The sequence below is a fragment of the Acinetobacter sp. 22301 genome, assembly GCF_052045285.1.
In the GTDB taxonomy this organism is placed as follows: domain Bacteria; phylum Pseudomonadota; class Gammaproteobacteria; order Pseudomonadales; family Moraxellaceae; genus Acinetobacter; species Acinetobacter pittii.
Genome location: NZ_JBQEOR010000001.1, coordinates 742,337 through 763,118, shown reverse-complemented (window position 1 = coordinate 763,118; position 20,782 = coordinate 742,337). Strand labels below are relative to the sequence as shown.

Sequence of the window (20,782 nt, the reverse complement as noted above, 5' to 3'; positions counted from 1 at the left end):
ATTGAAAATTGATCTAGGATGACATTAATGCAATTAACTGAGCAACAGCAAGATAAACTCAGTAAAGTTCAATTAGAAGAAAGTTGGAAAAGATCTTTAGCACCTTTTCTATTAAGTCCTCAGATGGATAGTTTGCGCGATTTCTTATTTCAACAGAAACAAGCTCAGAAAATAATATATCCGCCTAGTAAACAGATCTTTAATGCTTTAAATACCACACCACTGGCTGATGTGAAAGTTGTGATTTTAGGGCAAGACCCATATCACGGGCCAAACCAAGCGAATGGATTAAGTTTCTCTGTTCAAAAAGGTATTGCATTACCACCATCTTTGCGCAATATTTTTCATGAATTACATACAGATTTGGGTATTCCAGCTCCTCGCCATGGTGACTTAACAAAATGGGCTACGCAAGGCGTACTTTTACTGAACAGCGTGCTTACTGTTGAAGCTGGACAGCCAACCTCACATCAAAAGCAAGGTTGGGAAGCATTTACTGATGAAGTTATTGATGTTCTAAATGAACAGAGACAACATATAGTATTTATTTTGTGGGGTGCTTATGCACAGCGCAAAGGACAACGTATAAATAGAGATAAACACTTGGTTTTAACAGCCGCACATCCATCACCTCTTGCTGCAAATAGAGGGGGATTTTTTGGATGCAAAGTGTTTTCAAAAACAAATCAATATTTGAAACAACATGGCATTGAGCCCATAGACTGGCAATTGGACGCATGATGAACTCTCCCAATGTAAATAACTATCACCCGGACTTGGTGGTTGAAGAAGCAAAAAACGGCTGGCGTATAGTACGTTTGAATCGTCCTAAATCGTTACATGCTTTAGACGAATCAATCGTAACGGCATTATTGCGTGTATTTGAAGATTTCCGTGACGATGAACAGGTTAAAGCAATTTGGTTAGACTCAACCACACCAAAAGCTTTTTGTGCAGGTGGTGATGTTAGAAAATTACGCCAACTTGTTATAAATCAAGAAGTCGATACCGCAAATAAGTTCTTCCAGCAGGAATATGCTTTAGATCTACTTTTACATAATTATGCTAAACCGGTTGTGGTTTGGGGAGAAGGTTACGTAATGGGCGGTGGTTTAGGCTTGTTTATGGCTGCACCATTCCGTCTAGTGACACCATATTCACGTTTAGCAATGCCTGAAATTAATATTGGTTTATATCCTGACGTTGGTGCGAGCCGTTTCTTGGCAGATCGTGGTCCAATAGGTTTGTTTACGGGCTTAACCGGTTCAATCATGACTGCTGCTGGGGCGTATAGCATCGGTTGGGCAACACATATTTGTGAAGCTCAGCGTGATAATGTTTTGCAAAAAGTTTTAAATATTAATTGGGCTCATTATCCTGCAGGGGATTTCCGAGCAATTGATGATACTTTAAATAGTTTACACCGTCCTGTTGCGGCAGGTCCATTGCAAAACTCACTTGATGTAATTCATAGTGTTTGCCGTGGTTTTAATTTTGAACAAGACTATCAAGCTATTGTTAGCTTACGTGATGCGAGCAGTGATTGGTTACGTCAAGCGAGTGAGAATTTGCAAAAAGGATCTCCTAGTACCGCGGCAATTACTTGGTTACTGTGGCAATGGGGCAAACAAATCCACTCATGGGATGAGGTCTTTGATCTAGAGGCTCAGATTTCTGAGTGGAAAATCCGTCATCCTGACTTTGTGGAAGGTGTTCGCGCACGCTTAGTTGATAAAGATTTATCACCTGAATGGAAACCATGTGACGATCTAAGCTTGAGAGGTATATTGGCTGATTGTCCACCAGTAACTTCAATTGATAGCTGGAATGCCTTACTTAGACAACACGGTGTGATCACCTAAAATAAATGACTGAATATAGTGATGAATACTGGATGCAGCTTGCTTACGAGCAAGCTGAATTAGCCGCCCAGCAGGGTGAGATACCTGTTGGAGCGGTTCTGGTGAGCCAAAATCGAGTAATTGGATCTGGTTATAATGCTCCAATTACTTTATTAGATCCAACTGCACATGCAGAAATTCAAGCTATCCGTGCAGCGTGTTCCTCTTTAGAAAATTATCGATTACCTGAAGATACGACTTTATATGTCACTCTTGAGCCATGTACAATGTGTGTAGGTGCGCTCGTACATGCAAGAATTAAGCATGTGGTTTTTGGTACGCCAGAACCTAAAGCAGGCTCTTTGGTGAGTGCGCGTCAGTTATTACAGCAAGGTTATTATAATCATAGGTTTACATTTCAGAATGGTTGTCTACAAGAAAAATGTGCACAACAGCTTAGCCATTTTTTTAAACAAAGGCGTGAGCAAAAGAAACACGAGAAACAACAAAAAACGTCCTTAAATGATTAAAAATTAACATACTCTTATGGCAAACTAACGCGGTTTTAATGTCATGATTCTATTTAATAAGGACGATCCAATGCGTAATGTAATTACCGTAGAAAAAGAATTTAATGCTCCTCTTACTGATGTATTTAATTTGCTCTCTAAGCATTCAACTTACAATACTGCTTTTGCACCTTTACAAGTTGTGCGTGTTAAAGACTCCGCAGATTCTAAAAGACCTGATGGTTTAGGCTCAATTCGACGTATGGGATTTGGTCCAATTAAGCCACTTAAAGAAGAAATTACATTGTTGGAAGAAAATAAAAGTATTGAGTATAAATTAATAGACAATCCTTTGATTAAACACCATTTAGGTAGAATCGAGTTTTCTGAGATTACTCCATACATTACCTTAGTTACATACCGCATCGAGTTAACGGCAAAAGCGCCAGTGGTCAGTAAATTAATCCTTGCACAGCTAAAACTAGCCATTACACTAGGCTTTTCGAGATTAGCTAAAGCATTTGCTTCTTAGTGAGAGTTCAATGACAGTTCAAATTATTACTATTGATGGTCCGAGTGGTTCGGGTAAAGGAACATTGGCCGCAAAACTTGCAGCACATTATCAATATCATTTACTTGATTCGGGTGCCTTATATCGTTTGTTAGGCTTGTCATTACATAAACACGATTTATTAGAGAAATTAGACAGTCAGCTTGATGAATGCATTCAATATGCACGTCAACTGGACATTAAATTTGAAACGTCTACCTCAGGGATTTTGGTCATCTTAGATGGCGAAGATGTATCTCAAACAATCCGTACAGAGCGAGTTGGTGAGTATGCGTCAAAAGTTGCAGTGATTCCAGAGCTTAGACAGGCACTATTTGAAAGACAAAGAGCTTTTGCGCAAAGTCCTGGTTTAGTTGCAGATGGGCGTGATATGGCAACCTCTATCTTTCCAGAAGCTAATGCCAAAATTTATCTGACCGCTTCGGCTGAGTCGCGCGCTGAGCGAAGAGTAAAACAGTTGCAGGGTATGGGGCTAGATGCTAAAATAAACGACATTTTAGCTAATATACAGGCACGAGACAAAAGAGATATGGAGCGAGAAGTTGCTCCGCTCAAGCCAGCCAAAGATGCTTATATCATTGATAGTTCGGAATTAACGATCGATCAGGTATTTAAGTTAATGGTTGATTATGTCGATAGCCGTACTATTTAGTAAATAGAATTATCAGTTGAAGCATAGCTTGATCAGTCTATAAAGACTATGTTGATACTTAACTAAACCGGCCTTGTCTGATCCAAGACCGCTGAATTTATCAGGTATATCATGACCGAATCTTTTGCAGCCCTCTTTGAAGAAAGTGAATTAAACCTCAACGTTGAAAAGGGTGCAGTCATCCAAGGTGTTGTTGTAAACATCGATAGCGACTGGGTAACTGTTGACACTGGCCTAAAGTCTGAAGGCATTGTTGACCGTGCTGAATTTTTAAATGAACAACGTGAACTTGAAGTTCAGGTTGGTGATACTGTTGACGTAGTTGTTGAAGCTCTTGACAACGGTATGGGTCAAACAGTTTTATCACGTGAAAAAGCTAAGCGTGCTGAAACTTGGACTAAACTTGAAAAAATCTTTGAAGATGGCGAAATCGTTACTGGTGTTATCTCTGGTAAAGTTAAAGGCGGTTTCACTGTTGACATCGGTCCTGTTCGTGCATTCTTACCAGGTTCATTAGTTGACACTCGTCCTATCCGTGACACTACTCACCTTGAAGGTAAAGAGTTAGAGTTCAAAGTAATTAAACTTGATGCTAAACGTAATAACGTTGTTGTATCTCGTCGTGCTGTTATGGAAGCTGAATCTTCTGCTGACCGTGAAGCATTGCTTGCTCAACTTGAAGAAGGTCAAACAGTTACAGGTACAATCAAAAACCTTACTGATTACGGTGCATTCGTTGATCTTGGCGGTATTGATGGTCTTCTACATATCACAGATATGGCTTGGAAGCGTATCAAGCACCCTTCAGAAGTTGTTGAAGTTGGTCAAGAAGTTACTGTTAAAGTACTTAAATTTGACCGTGAACGTAACCGCGTATCTTTAGGCCTTAAACAATTAGGCGAAGATCCATGGTTAGCGATCATGAGCCGTTACCCTAAAGGTTCTATCGTTAAAGCTCGCGTAACTAACTTAACTGACTACGGTTGTTTCGCTGAAATCGCTGAAGGCGTTGAAGGTTTAGTTCACGTTTCTGAAATGGACCACACTAACAAAAACATCCACCCATCTAAAGTTGTTCAGATTGGTGATGAAGTTGACGTTATGGTTCTTGAAGTTGATGAAGAACGTCGTCGTATTAGCCTTGGTATCAAACAAACTCGTGCTAACCCATGGGAAGAGTTTGCTAAAGCTCATGAGAAAGGCGAAAAAGTATCTGGTACTATCAAGTCTATCACTGACTTTGGTATCTTCATTGGCTTGAACGGCGGTATCGACGGTTTAGTACACTTGTCTGATATTTCTTGGAACGAGCAAGGTGAAGAAGCTATTCGTCGTTACAAGAAAGGTGACACTGTTGAAGCAGTTATCTTGTCTGTAGACGCTGAAGGTAACCGTATCAGCCTTGGTATCAAACAATTGAACAGCGATCCGTTCAATGACTTCTTAGCTGCTAATGAACGTGGTGCTTTAGTTAAAGGTACTGTAACTGCAGTTGATGCTCGTGGTGCAACTGTTAAGTTAGCTGACGAAGTTGAAGCAACTCTTAAAGCTTCTGAAATCAACCGTGACCGCGTAGAAGATGCGACTAAATTCTTAGAAGTTGGTCAAGAAGTTGAAGCGAAGATCATCAACGTTGATCGTAAATCTCGCTCTATCAACTTGTCTATCAAAGCGAAAGACGAAGCTGAAGAGAAAGAAGCAGTTGCTAGCTTACGTACAGCAACTACAAGTCAAGACAATGGTCCTAAGACTATTGGTGACTTGATCAAAGCACAAATGAAGTAATAAGTTAACAAAGTACAGTTTCATGTAACGGAATTGTACTTTTTATACAAATTACTGTAAACGGTAGCCTAGTATTCAACATACTGCGCTACCGTTTTGTATTTAAACAGGTTATTATCGAACGACATAGAGTAGCAATAAATAACGAGGTCGTAGATGACTACTGAAGCTCTTAATAAGTCTGATTTGATTGAACGCATTGCGCTAAAAAACCCACACTTAGCTGAACCTTTGGTGGAAGAGGCGGTTAAAATTATGATTGATCAAATGATAGAAGCACTATCAACTGATAATCGAATTGAAATCCGTGGTTTTGGTAGCTTTGCTTTACACCACCGTGATCCAAGAGTTGGTCGCAATCCTAAAACAGGAAAATCAGTTGAAGTTGCAGCTAAAGCTGTTCCACATTTTAAACCCGGAAAAGCCCTTCGTGACGCAGTAAACGAATCTGGGAAATAAATAAAATTTATAAGTCGGGGTGCCTATGCGTTATATTTTAATTGCATTGCTTATTGTTGTATTTGGCTATTCTTTAGCACTTGTTTTGCAGAATCCAACAGAACTTTCTGTTGATTTGTTATTTACCCAAGTTCCAGCTATGCGTTTAGGCTTATTATTGCTACTCACATTAGTACTAGGAACAGTGGTCGGTCTTTTACTTGGTGTACAGGTTTTCAGAGTATTCCAAAAAGGTTGGGAAATTAAACGCCTGCGTAAAGATATTGACCATTTAAGAAAAGAACAAATCCAAAGTGCTCAATTAGCAGCGGCTGAAGCAGCTGCAAATGTAAGACATGAAAAAACCGTTGTAGATATTTATCCGCAAGATAAAAATTCTACTCCGCTATAATCCCCATACTACTCTTTATTAATGAGTAAAGAGTAGTATCTCTCTAAATTTTATCTCTTCTTTTATTCTTCTAAATATAAATGCTTTTTTATCGCTTTAATTTTGGAAAGCAGCTCTCTACATTCCTTTATTCCTTCATGAGTTGTCTATTATAATAACGCTGATTTTATATGATGGAAGAAAGTCTCTTGAGTATCATTGTTGCGTTAGATGCAAAAAGCCAATATGACGCTTTAAAAATTGTTGAACAGCTTGATCCTGCTTTATGTCGTGTAAAAGTGGGTAAAGAGCTTTTTACTCATGAAGGCCCATCTGTTGTAAAAAAACTGCAAGAACAAAATTTTGAAGTTTTTCTTGATCTTAAATTTCATGATATTCCAAACACTACAGCTCAAGCAGTATGTGCAGCGGCTGATTTAGGTGTATGGATGGTAAATGTTCACGCTTCAGGTGGCCGTAAAATGATGGAAACCTGTGTGGAGCGTTTAAAAGCGGGTAACTATCAAACCCAACTTATTGCTGTGACAGTACTCACATCAATGGGTCGTGAAGATTTAAAAGATATTGGTTTAGATGTCGAGCCAGTAGAGCATGTAAAGCGCTTGGCTAATTTAACGAAAGAAAGTGGCTTGGATGGAGTGGTTTGTTCAGCTCAAGAAGCTAAGATTCTTCGTGAATTAATTGGGCAAGACTTCTCTTTAGTAACACCTGGTATTCGTCCAGAAGGTTCTAATGCAGATGACCAAAAACGTATTGTAACTCCAAAGCAAGCTATGCTTGATGGCTCTACTCATCTGGTAATTGGTCGACCGATTACTAAAGCAGAAAAGCCAACAGAAATGTTGAAATCTATTCTTGCTTCAATTGCCTAAAAATTTATAAATAAGCTAATTAATAGCGGCGCGAGTAGGCTTAATAATAAGCCACTCATCATGGCATGTGGTACATAATGTGTGCCACATGACTGTTTTACCATGGCTAAGGTAACGTCCATTGAGGTTGCTCCAGCGCTTGAGATAGCTGGGCGTGGAAAACGCCAACCCATGGTATACATTAGAAAAATAGCAACGATTTCCCTAAATAAGTCAGTTAATAAGGCAATTCCACCTAGTTCTGCCGAGTGTAATTGTGTAAATAAAATCCCTGACATTGAATACCAGCCATAACCTTGTGCTAAAGCTAAAGTTTCATTAAGTGTAAAATGTTTGTGAAGTAAATAGTAATTCAAAAAGCCCGCTATACATGACCCTATAAAAGCAGCTAACGGTACAATTAAAATCTTCCAGCTTAACCAAGTGCGGTTAAAGTGGGTAAAGGCAAGTTCAATACCAATTAAGAAAATAAAAAGTAATAATAAATACCAGCTATTAAATGCGATATGTGAGGTGAATTGAGTAATGATAGCGCCGAATAAAACACCGACACCTAATGCAAAAAAAGCCTTCGCAATATTCTTTAAAGCATTTACAAAAAGTTGTAGGGAGATTTTTCCTTTGACGCTTTGTTTATCAAAAATTGTATAAGCCAATAAACACGTAAAGAACGAACCAAAAGACGTGGTAAGAGCAATGATAATAGCGGGTGGAAGTATGGCAGAAGGATTCTCGATTTGATCAAGTGCCAAGGTTAATTCCAAAGCGACACTCGCTAAGAGAATATAAGAAAAATAGGGCAGTATTTTAAATATAAAGTGTCGGATATTTAGAGATAGTTTGGGTGCTAGGAAATAACCGGAAGCAAGTGCTAAAAAGATTTGAATAATGAGATAAAAAGATTGCATATAATAGGTAGATTGTTATCAACCTACCTATTATGTCTTGAACATTTTAAGCTGCATAGCTCTGTGAGCTTTTATTTAAAAGTAAGTAGTCATTGGGCTTAACTTTACGAGTTTCTAACCAATACTTCCATGTGTAAGTTGGCCATAGTGAAAAGTTTCTACCATCGGCAGATTGATACCAGCTACTACACCCACCAGCTTGCCATACAGTTCCTTGAAGCTGCTTTTGAACACGTTCGTTAAAAGCATCTTGAACATCTGGTTTGATCTCAATTGCTTTTTGACCAGACTCTTCTACTAACTGAATAAGCTGTAAAATGTAATTTACTTGAGATTCAATCATAAAAATAATCGAATTATGACCTAGAACTGTATTAGGGCCTACCAGTTGGAATAGGTTGGGAAAGTTTTTAGTCATAATGCCGTAATAGCTTTCAGCACCATCTTTCCATGCTTGTTTTAACTCGATTTGATTGCGTCCGATACATGTGAAATGTTTTAAATAAATACGTGGGTCAGTAATAAACCCTGTACCGTAAATTAAACAATCAATACGTCGTTCTCGACCATCTTTAGTAACAATACTGTTTTCTTTGATCTCTTGAATACTATCAGTTACTAGCTCAACATTTTTTCGGTTAAAGGTAGGAAAGTATTTATTTGAGATAAGAATACGTTTACATCCCATAACAAAGTCAGGTGTGAGTTTTTTTGCTAACTCTTTATCTTTAACTTGAAAACGGATGAATGCTTCTGCCAATTTTTGGCCATACTTCATGATTTGAGGTTGGACAATGGGTACAACGCGAGATTCATTACTCCAGTAAAGACGACTACGATGAATCTGGCGATAAATATTAGAAGATTTGAATAATGCTTTACTTAAGCTTGAATATTTGCGCTCATCTCGTGGTATTACCCATGCAGCTGTTCTTTGAAATACATAGAGCTGTTTAACATCTTTGGCTATTTCAGGAATATATTGAATTGCGCTACCACCTGTACCAATAGATGCGACTGACTTTCCGTTTAAATCATAGTCATGTTCCCATTTTGAGGAATGAAATACTTTTCCTTTAAATTTTTCAATCCCTTTGATAGGAGGAATTTGTGGGATGTGTAGGGGACCAGATGCAAAAACTACAAATTGAGCTTCTATAGAAGGTTGGTCATTAAAATCTAGAGTCCAGACATGACGTGTTTCATCATATTGGACATGAGTTACGTCATGGTTAAACTTACAGTAATCTTTAATTTTATATTTCTGTGTAATGTCTTGAATATAATTAAAGATCTCTGGTCCCTCTGCATAGCGTTTTGTCCAATCTGTTTTTGGTGCAAAAGACAATGAATACATATGAGATTGAACATCACATGCTGCACCTGGATAACGATTTTCTCGCCAAGTTCCACCGACATCATTTGATTTTTCTAAAATAACAAAGTCTTGCTGTTGATTTTGTAGTAAACGGATTGCCATTGCTAGGCCACCAAAGCCAGCACCAATAATAGCAATTTTAGTTTTTTGAATAGCATCTTGCTTTGCGTTTAGCATTGGAAACCCTGCATAAGCTGAAAAGAGGATTGCACGCAAGACTAACGTTTTTTAATCAGTTTAAACATGATTGTATCGACGTGAAAATTGATAGATTCGGCAATTAATTTTCTTGCTTCTTTATAGTAAAACATTTCAGTCTAAGGAAATTGATAGAAGAATGAAACGGTCGATACTTGGTTTAATCTATTTAATTCAAGGAATGCGCAATGCTGGCATTGATGTCGACTCACGTTTGGCCGATATAGGTATTAAAGTCGATGCTTTAGACCCGACTTCCACAATTCATGATCGTCTTGAATGGGACATTCAACAAATAATTAGTAAAAATGTAGAGCCTGAAAAGGGTTTATTTATTGGACAGCATTACGCTTTAGCGGGTTACGGCCCATTGCTTATGCTACTTGTCACAAGTAATGATATTCAAACTGCTTTAAATAAGGGTATAAAATATCAAAAGCTTACGCATTTATTTGGTAGCTTAGCTTTATACGAAACTGATGAGCGGACGATTTTAAATTATTTGCCTGTTGATTTAAAAACGGAAATTGGCCAGTTACGGGCACAATGTGAAATCTCTGGAACTTATAAATTTATTCAAGATATTTATACGATGATGGGATTACAAATGCCTACGATGCGTATAGAACTTCCATTTGAAAAACCTACTGATATAGATACTTTGTCATGTTATTTTGCCTATTATGGCGAAGATGTGCATTTTAATGGTAAATATGCTGCATTTAGCCTAAGTAAGGATGTACTTGAAATCAAGATTCCTTCTGCCGATATCATCACACATCGTATTTATGAATCAAAATGTATTGCAGAAATAACAAGATTAAATCAACAAGATCATCAAACTCCACATATCATACAATGTGTGCAAGATTATCTTGAACTGCAACAAGGAATTATCCCGAGCATGGCGGAAACAGCTTTTGCATTGAAAATGCCTGAAAGGACATTAAGGCATCAACTGCAACAGCTAAATACGAGTTATAAGCAAATTCGTGAACAAATTATCAAGAATAAGGCATTGAAGCTTATGGAATATAGGGAATACTCAATAGAAGTTGTTGCCGAATTACTCGGCTATTCTGAACCGGCGGCATTTAATCATGCATTTAAACGATGGTTTGGACAGAGTCCTCGACAATATGCAAAAGAGTCATCGGCGTAACTCTTGATGCTAAAAGCTAATGTGGTTGAACAAAATGTTCGCTATACTCTCATCAGTTAAAATTGAAATAAAACGATATGTTAAATTTAAAATCTTCTCATAGTACTGCATTCACACCTTCTTCCCCAGCAGAACGCTATGCTGAGGCTTTAGCTTCAGGTCAATTTATGGCAGATGAAGCGCAAGCACAGGCAGTGCAAGAATTAGATCGCGTATGGAAAGAACTTTTAAACCGTTATAAAGCCTCAAAAAAAGCTTTCCGTCGTTTCCGTCGCCAAACTTCACCTAAAGGTGTATATATGTGGGGCGGAGTAGGCCGTGGAAAAACTTGGCTTATGGATCAATTTTATGAATCTGTGCCATTTCGCCGTAAAACGCGTATGCATTTTCATCATTTCATGCAACATGTTCATAAAGAGCTAAATAAGCTTTCAGGCCAACGTAATCCACTTGAAATCGTAGCTGACCAAATCTATAAAGATGCTGTCGTTATTTGTTTTGATGAATTCTTTGTCTCAAACGTAACAGATGCAATGATCTTAAGCGATTTATTCCAAAAATTATTTGTGCGTGGTGTGACATTAATTGCAACATCAAACATTGCACCAGATGGCTTATATAAAAACGGTATTCACCGTGATCGTTTCTTGCCAACCATTGAAATGGTTAAAAAGAACTGTGCTGTTTTAAATGTAGATGCAGGTGTGGACTATCGTTTGCGTGTACTAAAACAAGCTCAATTATTTAAATCGCCATTAACGAATGAAGCTCAAAGCTGGATGGCTGAACGTTTTAGTGCATTAACTCATACACAAGCTCATTCTCAAGAGCCGATTGTGATTAATAATCGTGTTGTCGAGACTTTGGGACATACAGAAGATGTGTTGTGGTGTGAGTTTTCTGAACTCTGCTTTAAACCACGTAGCCCAGCAGATTTTATTGAAATTGCAAATATTTATAATACGGTTCTAGTCAGTAATGTTCCTCATTTGACAGATTTCTTATCTGAAGGTACTCGTCGCTTTATTTATCTAGTCGATGAGTTTTACGATCGAGGTGTGAAATTACTTTTAACGTCTCAAGATAGTATTATTGATATTTATCAAGGTGAAAAATTAGCATTTGAAATTGAACGTACGCGCTCACGTTTGCTAGAAATGCAATCTGATGAATATTTACATTCTGAACATCGTCATATTGATGCTACTAAAACCTCTTAAATAAAATAGATATAAAAAGCGCTCTAAATTGGGCGCTTTTTTTACAACAAAAATTGATAAATTTAGTTAAATAGTGCTTTTTCACGCTGTAAAGTTTGATATAACTAAATACGCTTTAGAAAAACAAGATAGTGAAACTTTTTGTCTGTTAACAAAAAGTCTAGTTTCAGTATCTTTAAATATTGAATAAATTGATGGGAATCCTAGTTAGAATTTTAATATTTCCTATATAGAAAATTTTATCTTTGTCAATAGTTTTGCAGGGGAAAATGCTTACTATTTAGGAATGTGATATTAGTATTCAGCTTAATTTAAATCGGTATACTAGGATTCTCTTGGTATAAAAAGTAGCAACTTCAGGAAAGACAATGACTGCACGTATTCAAAAAGGCAAGTTAGCGATTGCTAAAGAACTTTACGATTTTATCGAAAATGAAGCTTTACCAGGTTCTGGTTTAGATAGTGAAACTTACTGGAAGAACTTTGAGCAAGTTGTTGTCGATCTTAGCCCAAAAAATAAAGCATTATTGGCTAAGCGTGATGAATTACAAGCAAAAATTGATGAATGGCACCGTAACAACAAATTTGAATTAGGTGCTTATAAAGCGTTCTTAACTGAAATTGGTTATTTATTACCAGAAGTTGAAGATTTTCAAATTACTACTGAAAATGTAGATGAAGAAATTGCGTTGTTGGCAGGACCACAGTTAGTTGTACCTGTACGTAATGCACGTTATTGCTTAAATGCAGCAAATGCCCGTTGGGGTTCTTTATATGATGCACTTTACGGCTTCGATGTAATTTCTGAAGAAGGTGGAGCTGAAAAAGGTAAAGGATATAATCCTGTTCGTGGTGCAAAAGTTATTGAGTTCGCTAAGAATTTCTTAAATGAAGTTTTCCCGCTTGCTCAAGGTTCACATGCAGATGCAACAAAATATGCAATTGAGCAAAATAAACTCGTTGTAACTTTGAAAGATGGTTCAAAAACAGGTTTAGCTCATGAAGCTCAGTTTGTTGGTTTCAATGGTGAAGAAGCAAATCCTTCAGAAGTTGTACTTTTAAGTAATGGTCTTCATGTCATTATCGAAATTGATGCAAATAGCCCAATTGGACAAACTGATCCAGCGGGTGTTAAAGATTTAACATTTGAAGCGGCAGTAACCACAATTCAAGATTTGGAAGACTCTGTTGCGGCTGTTGATGCAGAAGAAAAAGTTGAAGGTTACCGTAACTGGTTAGGTTTAATGAAGGGTACACTTCAAGAGTCTATTGAAAAGAATGGTAAAACGATTGTTCGTGATCTAAATAAAGATCGCGAAATTAAAAACTTAATTGGTGGTACAACAAAACTTCATGGTCGTTCACTTATGTTACTTCGTAACGTAGGTCACTTAATGACTAACCCAGCTATTTTGGTAGACGGCGAAGAAATTTTTGAAGGTATTATGGATGCATTGGTAACTCCATTGTTATCAATTGCTGATATTCGTAGTACAAACGAAAATAAAAACTCTCGTAAAGGTTCTATGTATATTGTTAAGCCAAAAATGCATGGTCCTGAAGAAGTTGCGTTTGCTGTAGAGTTATTTGAACGTGCTGAACAGGCGATTGGATTACCACCTAAATCGTTAAAAATCGGTATTATGGATGAAGAGCGCCGTACGTCTGTAAACTTGAAAAACTGTATTGCTGCTGCTAAAGACCGTACAATCTTTATTAATACTGGCTTTATGGACCGTACGGGTGACGAAATCCATACTTCTATGGAAGCTGCGCCAGTTGTTCGTAAGGAAGCTGTTAAAACACAAAAATGGATTGCTGCTTACGAAAACCGTAACGTTGCAATTGGCTTGAAATGTGGTTTGCAAGGTAAAGCACAGATTGGTAAAGGCATGTGGCCAAAGCCAGATAGCATGAAAGATATGTTGGCAACTAAAGCTGCACATCCAAATGCTGGTGCTTCATGTGCTTGGGTTCCATCTCCAACTGGTGCTGTACTTCACGCGATGCATTACCATCAAGTAAATGTAAAAGCACGTCAAGATCAGTTAAAAGCTGAAGAAATGTTGTCATTAGATGACCTATTAACACCTCCATTTGCACCGGATACAAATTGGTCAGCGGAAGAGATTAACAATGAACTTGAAAATAACTGCCAAGGTATCTTAGGTTATGTTGTTCGTTGGGTTGACTTAGGTGTAGGTTGTTCGAAAGTTCCTGATATTAACAACGTGGGCTTAATGGAAGACCGTGCAACATTACGTATTTCTTCTCAACACGTTGCTAACTGGTTACGTCACGGTATTGTAACTCGTGAACAAGTTGAAGAAGTGCTTAAACGCATGGCAAAAATTGTTGATGAGCAAAACGCGAATGACCCATTGTATAAACCAATGGCAGCTAACTTTGAAACAAATATTGCTTTCCAAGCAGCTTCTGATCTTATCTTCAAGGGTTGTGAACAGCCTTCTGGTTACACTGAGCCGTTACTTCATGCTGCTCGTTTGAAGTTAAAAGGTTATACAGGTGATTAATTTCCTCCTATTTTGAAAAAAAGCCTCTTCGGAGGCTTTTTTTATTTTCGGTATATTTTGTGCTTATAGGAAGGGAATTTATAGCTAAAAGGTTTTGAATTTGATTAGTCTAAAAGATCTTGATCGTGAGAATTGGATTCTATGTGCAAAGCTGTCGTTGGATGAATATCAAAAGGACTATGTTGCACCAAATGTATATTCTATTGCTGAGTCTGAAGTGGAAGAACATTACTGTCCACGAGTGATTTGTTCAAATGATAGAGTCATTGGATTCTTAATGTACTGTGTCGAAGTTGACCCACCTGATGAGACATTATTTTGGTTGTTTCGTTTTATGATTGGCAAAGATCATCAAGCCAAAGGTTATGGTACCAAGGCATTGCAAATGGCAATTGATGAAATAGCTGCAAAAGGAGCTAAACGAATTCGAACGATGTATAAATCTTCTAATAACATTGCTGGAAAACTTTATAAAAAAATGGGTTTTATAGAAACTGGAGAATATGATGAGTGTGGAGATATTATTTTAGAGTTGAATATTTCGCTTCAAAAAAAACGCTAACTGAAGATTCAAGTTAGCGCAGGAGTTAATAGAGTTAAATATATTGAAAAGCAATATTAGTTACTGCTCACAATTCCAATTTTAGTGACACCTAAACGCTGTGCTGTAGCCATGACCATCGCTACATTCTTATATTCAGCCATCTGGTCTGGTTTGAGTTTGATCTGGTCTTGATCTTTTTTAGCAACAACACCTCGAAATAAAGTCTCTAGCGCCTTTCGGTCAGAAACCTCTTGGTTATTCCAAAATACTTTGCCTACCGCATCAATTCTTACATCAATGACTTCAGGTGGCTTTTCATTTGTTGGTGGCGGTGTGCCATTTGGCAAATTAATATTAATCGCGTTGTTTGGTGCAGGTATGGTAATAATAAACATAATAATGAGTACCAACATGACATCAATAAGAGGTGTCATGTTGACTTCTAACATCACATCGTCATCATTATTTGAACCGACATTCATACCCATAAAATTCTCCTTAAGTTAATTACGGGGAGGCTGGAGGGGTAGTAACAAAAGCAATTTTGCCAATACCAGCTTCTTTGGTCGTACTAATGACCTGATCTATCGCTTCAAAATGGGTAAGCTGATCACCCCGAATATGAACTTCTGGCTGAGGTCTTTTTTGTGCAACTGCTTGAAGTTTTGCCAGTAATATCTCTTTACTAGGCACATAACTTTCGTTCCAGAAAATATCGCCTTTCTTATTTACTGAGAGTTGAATATTTTCAGGAGTGGTTGCATATGGAGTATTTTTTTCTTCTGGTAGTTTCACTGGAACCGTATGTGTGACTACTGGAATAGTAATAAGAAAAATAATAAGTAAAACCAACATGACATCAACCAAAGGTGTCGTGTTAATTGTGCCAATCATTTCATCATCATCTTCAGAACCAACACTCATACCCATAATGTTTGCTCCCGATTATTTAATACTGCGATTAACTGAATTATTGGTATTAATTTCTCCACTTAATAAAACCGCGTGTAAATCTGAACCAAATGAACGGACATTTTCCATAACTGCTTTATTACGGCGTGTAAGCCAGTTATAACCAAGTACAGCAGGTACTGCGACTGCAAGACCAATCGCTGTCATAATCAGAGCTTCACCAACGGGGCCTGCAACTTTATCGATAGATGCTTGACCTGATATACCAATGGCTGTTAATGCGTGATAAATTCCCCAAACCGTACCAAAAAGACCAACAAATGGTGCAGTAGAACCTACCGTTGCTAAAAAGGCTAAACCACCACCTAAATGATTTTGTATTTTTTCAATTGCGCGTTGAATTGAAATGCTCACCCATGTATTAAAATCGATTCGTTCAAGTAAAGAACCGCCATGTGATTTAGTTGAATTAATACCTTTTTCTGCAATAAAGCGATAAGCGCTACTTTGTTCTAAACCTTCTGCAGCATTATCAAGGGAGGTAGCTTCCCAGAAATGTTTTTCAGCTTCTTTGCCTTGGCGTTTGACTTTACCTTGCTGCAATAGTTTAGAGATGATGATGTACCAAGTTCCAATCGACATGAGTACTAATATAAATAAAGTAGACTTAGCAACTAAATCACCTTCGCGCCAAAGGGCTTCTAGGCCATAAGGGTTTTTAACAGTTTCACTCGTTGCGGGTTTCGGTGGTGGAGTTGGAGTATTTGTACTTGATGTAGCTTCAGTAGTTGCTGTGGCCACAGGAGTATTGCTTGTTTCTTCTGCGAAAACTGAGCTTAATGGAAGTAACGAGCAAGCTGCGATTAGACTTGCAGAAGCGAAACGAACTAACGGTTGAGTTGATTTTTTCATCATATATCTCCAATATTTTTAATTTCTTGCTAATTCAATTGTTTATTCAATTACAAATGGATATTCAATTTCATACCAATCTTGCTGAGGTACACCATCTTTCATTGCTGGTTTGAACGTACATAAGCTGTAAGCTTTAGTTGCCGCTTTATCTAAAATCTTGCTGCCACTCGATTTTTTTACTTTGGCATCAATAACTTTGCCGGATGTATCAACCAGAACACGTATTCGCACTGTCCCTTGTTCTTCATTCATAAGTGCTTCGCGTGGATATTCTGGTTTTTCACAGCCAGCAGAACCCTCTGAAACACCACGACTCACACCAGCTGGTTTTGGTGCCGGCGCAGCAGCCACTGGAGCAGGTGCAGCAACAGGGCTGGGTGATGGGGTACTAGGTGCAGCAGGAGCTGGGGTAGCCACTTTAGTCGGTTGAGCCACCGGTGTCGTTTTTTGTACAGGTGTAACTTTTTCGACCTGTTTCACTGGCTCAGGAACCTTGGCAACTTTTTCTACTATTTTTGGTGGTTCAGGTGGCTTTTCCTTTGGTTTGGGCTCTTCCGGCTTTGGTGGAGGAGGCGGCTTAATATCCTGAATAATTTGTAATTCCACAGGTTTTTCTGCTGGTTTTTGAATATTGTTTGCTAAACCTGACATCAGAATATAGGCAACAAGAAGATGCAGAAAAATAACTGCAGCAATACCAATTAGGCGTTTGGCAGATTTATTTTCTATGTCTGTAAAAGTCATGCCCATAGTTACTCCTGAAACTGTAGACAAACAATTTTTAAAATGACTGTTTGGCTAAGAATGAGTATTTGTTCTGCAAACACAATGTTTAAAGTCATATTTGCAGAACAACCATTTAGAACTTATATGTACCTCGTACAAAGTAAGTACGTCCTAAAGGATCTGCGTAACGTGGGTCATATCCCATTTGGAAGTTGTCACCAACATTTGAAGCAGGAGGGTCCTCATCAAAGATATTCTTAATGCCCGCTGTAACTTCTAGATTTTTAAAGCCTTTGTAAGTGCCTGAAATGTTATAAGTTGTATAGTCACTCACTTTGTGATTTCTATAACCATCTTTGACAGAAGCGATTGAATTTTGATCTTTATACCCGCGAGAGAAGTTTTGTTGCAGGTTTAAAGCCCAGTTTTCATAGTTCCAATTTAGATTTGCAGTATGTTTCCAGCGAAGAATAATAGCTTGGTAGTCTAGACCGCTATAAGTGCCTGCAACACTTTTCCATTCACCATTTTGCTCGGCTTGATATTTGTAATCCGTAATATATGTTCCATCAATATTGAAACCAAAACGACCTGTGGCAGTCATTGGAGATACCCAACTTAGCCCCACATCGAAGCCTGAAGTTTTAATCCCACCTAAATTTTGTTGTGTTGTAATAATATAATCTAATGAGCCATCAGGGTTTCGTACAAATTTGTCTGCATATTTAACAGGGTCGTCAAAAATAGCAGTTTCTGAAAGTGTAGCAATTTGCTTATCAACTTCGATATTGAAGTAATCAAGAGTAAAGGCTAAATTTTTAATTGGTTCAAACACTAAGCCAGCAGTAAAAGACTTTGACTCTTCCGGATCAAGACTTTTATTACCCCCATTTTGTCTATCGAATTGCATATTACAATCACGCTCTCTTACACCACCTGGTTTCAAAACATTCCCAGGGCAGAGTACGGGATCATAATAGTAACCACCAGTATTGGTTACTGAGTTTGGTCCATTAACTTCCCAAAGTGTTGGGGCTCTGAAGCCCGTACTATAAGTCGTACGGAACATGAGTTGTTTTAATGGTTCCCAACGAAGTGCAAATTTCGGATTAAACGTATCGCCAAAATCACTGTAATCATCATAACGAGCAGCGATTTGAGCTTCTAAAGTTTTATGGAGAGGGATATGAAATTCGGTAAATACCGATTTAATATTACGATCGCCAGTATTTACTGGCTCATCAGGATCGACACCTGTACTAGGTGCAACTCGGGCAATATCGGTAATGACTTTGGTGGTCCAATCTTCATAGCGATAGCTTGCTCCAATGGCAAACCCAACATCACCAGCTGGTAATTTAAATATAGGTCGACTTGCAGTGAAATCGACTGTAGTTGTATCTAGATTGGCTTTTAAATATTTACCTTCAACACCTAACTGGTTCCATACATTGGCATCTTCAGGACTTTGCGGTCCGAATGGATTTAAAATACCATTGTTTAAAGCTTCTTGTGTTTTGTCAAAGTTTAAATAGCCACTTACTACTGCATCCGATGCACTACTATGAGCATAGGTAACGCCGGAGTTAATGTCCCAACCATGAGTTTCACCCTCAATACCAGCAAATAATCTATGTGATTGATTAATACTATTACTTACACGATTACCTGATTGTGAACGCAGATATAGAGGGATAGTTCCAGTAGCGCCTGCTAAAGCTGGAGTAATACCTTTACCTGGATAATATTTACTACTAGGGTCAAGCGTCAAATCAAAAAATACATCTGGTGCGACTGACGTTGTAACTTCATTTCTTGCATATAAATATTCTGCAATCGCATTAAAGCTATCGTTCAGTTTAAATGTAGCTCGGCCCATAGCTGAGATGTCTTCTGTCTTTGGAACAATACCAATTACTGCTTGGCTGTTATATTTACAAATTTGACCATCAGTCTCTACTAGAGGGTTATTACCACAACCTGTAGATGCATAGGGATTACCTAATCCAGGTACATTGGCAGGGAATGAACCACTACTAGTTTTATGGATTCCTAATTCAGGTAATATGCCTCCACGTCGACTAACTTTACGGTCTTTGGCCATGACATCATCGCCTTTGCGATAGTCCACAACACCAAAAACATTGTAGCCATTTTCGTCTAAATCACCGAAGCCGCCAAAGATGCTATAGTCTTGTTGTTCACCGCCTTTTTCTTCTGGTTTTTGATAGCCTGCTGTCAGGTTAAGTCCTGTAAATTGCTTTTTAGTAATGAAGTTAATTACCCCGCCAATTGCATCTGTTCCATAAATGGAAGAGGCGCCATCTCGTAAAACTTCAATACGGTCTAACATTGCGAGTGGAATAATATTTAAGTTTGTGACACCGCTATCATAAGCATTTGCAGCTAATCGACGACCATTAAGTAAAACAAGAGTTTTATTGGCGCCTAATGCTCTCAGGTTTGCTGCTGAACCCGTCGTCCTACTTGCGCCTACATTACTTGCAGTCACAAAGTTCGATTGGTTTGCACTGATCTTTGCTAATGCTTCCTCTGTTGTTGTTACCCCTTGTTTTAAGATTTCATCAACTTTTACGATGGTAATGGGGGAAGCACTTTGTGCTGCAACTCCTTTGATTGAAGAACCTGTAACGGCAACTTTTACGACTTTCGTTGGTTTTTCATCAGTACTTGATTGTTCAGTTTCTGCTGCCTGTGCCAGGGTAAGACACATCATACTTAAACTAAGGGTACTTAATTTAAGAATTGTTTTGCTGATCTTGGGGGTTGCCTGAGATCGAACATTGTATTTTTTTTTCATCGTGGATTTGATCCCTTTTTGTTGTCGTTAGCGATATTGCTGGAAAGTTTTTAAGCAAAGCAAGTGCCAACTATATATTTTTCTTTTTTTAGTTTATGCAAAATATTGATATATATTGATTTTATTATGGTTCAGCACGAAGGTTCATCTTTAATTAAGCAAAAATAAATTTTCCGTTTGGAAAATTTTTTAACGCTGGCCAAAAGTTTCAAAATTTTTTGTATAAAAAATATACATTACTGGACTCTTCACATGCTTAATAAATAAAAATGTATCGTTTTAGAACCTTTTTATATGTAATGTTATACTATTTATAATGCCGGTTTTTTTTATATTTTTTATTTTAAATCAATTGCTTATTTTATAATCATTTGTTAGTTTGGC

Annotated in this window: 20 protein-coding genes; 13 read left to right on the top strand and 7 right to left on the bottom strand. The window is 37.8% G+C overall.

Annotation, left to right across the window (positions count from 1 at the left end):
• Nucleotides 1-27: 27 nt before the first annotated feature.
• From ung to pyrF, 9 genes are all read left to right on the top strand, one after another.
• Complete coding sequence (ung, locus tag ACTJJH_RS03545; protein WP_005069527.1) at nucleotides 28-741, top strand: uracil-DNA glycosylase; 714 nt, start codon at nucleotides 28-30, stop codon at nucleotides 739-741.
• Entirely contained in the window at nucleotides 738-1,862 is a 1,125-nt protein-coding gene (locus ACTJJH_RS03540) for an enoyl-CoA hydratase/isomerase family protein (protein ID WP_014206599.1), read from the top strand. The genes ung and ACTJJH_RS03540 overlap by 4 nt, the downstream gene beginning before the upstream one ends.
• Nucleotides 1,863-1,867: 5 nt before the next feature.
• Nucleotides 1,868-2,371 carry a tRNA adenosine(34) deaminase TadA gene (tadA, locus tag ACTJJH_RS03535; RefSeq protein WP_440600747.1) on the top strand — a complete coding sequence of 168 codons (504 nt, stop codon included), beginning with the start codon at nucleotides 1,868-1,870 and terminating at the stop codon, nucleotides 2,369-2,371.
• Between the two features lie 70 nt (nucleotides 2,372-2,441).
• Nucleotides 2,442-2,882: an SRPBCC family protein gene (locus ACTJJH_RS03530; RefSeq protein WP_014206600.1), complete on the top strand. Its 441-nt coding sequence runs from the start codon at nucleotides 2,442-2,444 to the stop codon at nucleotides 2,880-2,882.
• Between the two features lie 10 nt (nucleotides 2,883-2,892).
• Nucleotides 2,893-3,573: a (d)CMP kinase gene (gene cmk / locus ACTJJH_RS03525; protein WP_440600746.1), complete on the top strand. Its 681-nt coding sequence runs from the start codon at nucleotides 2,893-2,895 to the stop codon at nucleotides 3,571-3,573.
• A gap of 111 nt (nucleotides 3,574-3,684) precedes the next feature.
• Nucleotides 3,685-5,358, top strand: a complete 1,674-nt coding sequence (rpsA, locus tag ACTJJH_RS03520; RefSeq protein ID WP_002121348.1) for a 30S ribosomal protein S1 — start codon at nucleotides 3,685-3,687, stop codon at nucleotides 5,356-5,358.
• A gap of 156 nt (nucleotides 5,359-5,514) precedes the next feature.
• Nucleotides 5,515-5,817 (top strand): integration host factor subunit beta, encoded by a 303-nt coding sequence (locus ACTJJH_RS03515; RefSeq protein ID WP_002121337.1) that lies wholly within the window; start codon nucleotides 5,515-5,517, stop codon nucleotides 5,815-5,817.
• 25 nt (nucleotides 5,818-5,842) lie between these two features.
• Complete coding sequence (locus ACTJJH_RS03510; RefSeq protein WP_002121360.1) at nucleotides 5,843-6,208, top strand: lipopolysaccharide assembly protein LapA domain-containing protein; 366 nt, start codon at nucleotides 5,843-5,845, stop codon at nucleotides 6,206-6,208.
• A 173-nt stretch (nucleotides 6,209-6,381) separates the two neighbouring features.
• Nucleotides 6,382-7,080 (top strand): orotidine-5'-phosphate decarboxylase, encoded by a 699-nt coding sequence (gene pyrF / locus ACTJJH_RS03505; protein WP_025466022.1) that lies wholly within the window; start codon nucleotides 6,382-6,384, stop codon nucleotides 7,078-7,080.
• Here the strand turns inward: pyrF and ACTJJH_RS03500 are convergent.
• Together ACTJJH_RS03500 and ACTJJH_RS03495 are read right to left on the bottom strand one after the other, a co-directional pair.
• On the bottom strand, nucleotides 7,077-7,988 hold the full coding sequence (locus tag ACTJJH_RS03500) for a lysine exporter LysO family protein (protein WP_325792935.1): 912 nt from the start codon (nucleotides 7,986-7,988) through the stop codon (nucleotides 7,077-7,079). The two genes, pyrF and ACTJJH_RS03500, sit on opposite strands and share 4 nt — an antisense overlap.
• A 46-nt stretch (nucleotides 7,989-8,034) precedes the next feature.
• Complete coding sequence (locus ACTJJH_RS03495) at nucleotides 8,035-9,582, bottom strand: flavin-containing monooxygenase (protein WP_440600745.1); 1,548 nt, start codon at nucleotides 9,580-9,582, stop codon at nucleotides 8,035-8,037.
• Nucleotides 9,583-9,703: 121 nt separating this feature from the next.
• Between ACTJJH_RS03495 and ACTJJH_RS03490 the strand changes: the two genes are divergently transcribed.
• The 4 genes from ACTJJH_RS03490 to ACTJJH_RS03475 all read left to right on the top strand — a co-directional run bounded on the left by ACTJJH_RS03490 (nucleotide 9,704) and on the right by ACTJJH_RS03475 (nucleotide 15,042).
• Nucleotides 9,704-10,726 carry a helix-turn-helix domain-containing protein gene (locus tag ACTJJH_RS03490; protein WP_440600744.1) on the top strand — a complete coding sequence of 341 codons (1,023 nt, stop codon included), beginning with the start codon at nucleotides 9,704-9,706 and terminating at the stop codon, nucleotides 10,724-10,726.
• A 77-nt stretch (nucleotides 10,727-10,803) separates the two neighbouring features.
• On the top strand, nucleotides 10,804-11,946 hold the full coding sequence (gene zapE / locus ACTJJH_RS03485; RefSeq protein ID WP_002117902.1) for a cell division protein ZapE: 1,143 nt from the start codon (nucleotides 10,804-10,806) through the stop codon (nucleotides 11,944-11,946).
• A gap of 368 nt (nucleotides 11,947-12,314) precedes the next feature.
• Nucleotides 12,315-14,480 carry a malate synthase G gene (locus ACTJJH_RS03480; protein WP_002117981.1) on the top strand — a complete coding sequence of 722 codons (2,166 nt, stop codon included), beginning with the start codon at nucleotides 12,315-12,317 and terminating at the stop codon, nucleotides 14,478-14,480.
• 100 nt (nucleotides 14,481-14,580) lie between these two features.
• A complete protein-coding gene (locus ACTJJH_RS03475; protein WP_440600743.1) occupies nucleotides 14,581-15,042 on the top strand; it encodes a GNAT family N-acetyltransferase in 462 nt (153 codons plus the stop codon).
• Between the two features lie 56 nt (nucleotides 15,043-15,098).
• Here the strand turns inward: ACTJJH_RS03475 and ACTJJH_RS03470 are convergent, their stop codons facing one another.
• The 5 genes from ACTJJH_RS03470 to ACTJJH_RS03450 form a co-directional block, all read right to left on the bottom strand.
• Nucleotides 15,099-15,512: an ExbD/TolR family protein gene (locus ACTJJH_RS03470; protein WP_440600742.1), complete on the bottom strand. Its 414-nt coding sequence runs from the start codon at nucleotides 15,510-15,512 to the stop codon at nucleotides 15,099-15,101.
• A gap of 19 nt (nucleotides 15,513-15,531) precedes the next feature.
• Nucleotides 15,532-15,954 carry an ExbD/TolR family protein gene (locus ACTJJH_RS03465; protein WP_002118000.1) on the bottom strand — a complete coding sequence of 141 codons (423 nt, stop codon included), beginning with the start codon at nucleotides 15,952-15,954 and terminating at the stop codon, nucleotides 15,532-15,534.
• A gap of 15 nt (nucleotides 15,955-15,969) precedes the next feature.
• Complete coding sequence (locus ACTJJH_RS03460) at nucleotides 15,970-16,851, bottom strand: MotA/TolQ/ExbB proton channel family protein (RefSeq protein ID WP_075382891.1); 882 nt, start codon at nucleotides 16,849-16,851, stop codon at nucleotides 15,970-15,972.
• 39 nt (nucleotides 16,852-16,890) lie between these two features.
• Nucleotides 16,891-17,601, bottom strand: coding sequence for an energy transducer TonB (locus tag ACTJJH_RS03455; RefSeq protein ID WP_320124011.1), 711 nt, complete (start codon nucleotides 17,599-17,601; stop codon nucleotides 16,891-16,893).
• A 109-nt stretch (nucleotides 17,602-17,710) separates the two neighbouring features.
• A complete protein-coding gene (locus ACTJJH_RS03450; RefSeq protein ID WP_284086253.1) occupies nucleotides 17,711-20,398 on the bottom strand; it encodes a TonB-dependent receptor in 2,688 nt (895 codons plus the stop codon).
• Between the last annotated feature and the right edge of the window lie 384 nt (nucleotides 20,399-20,782).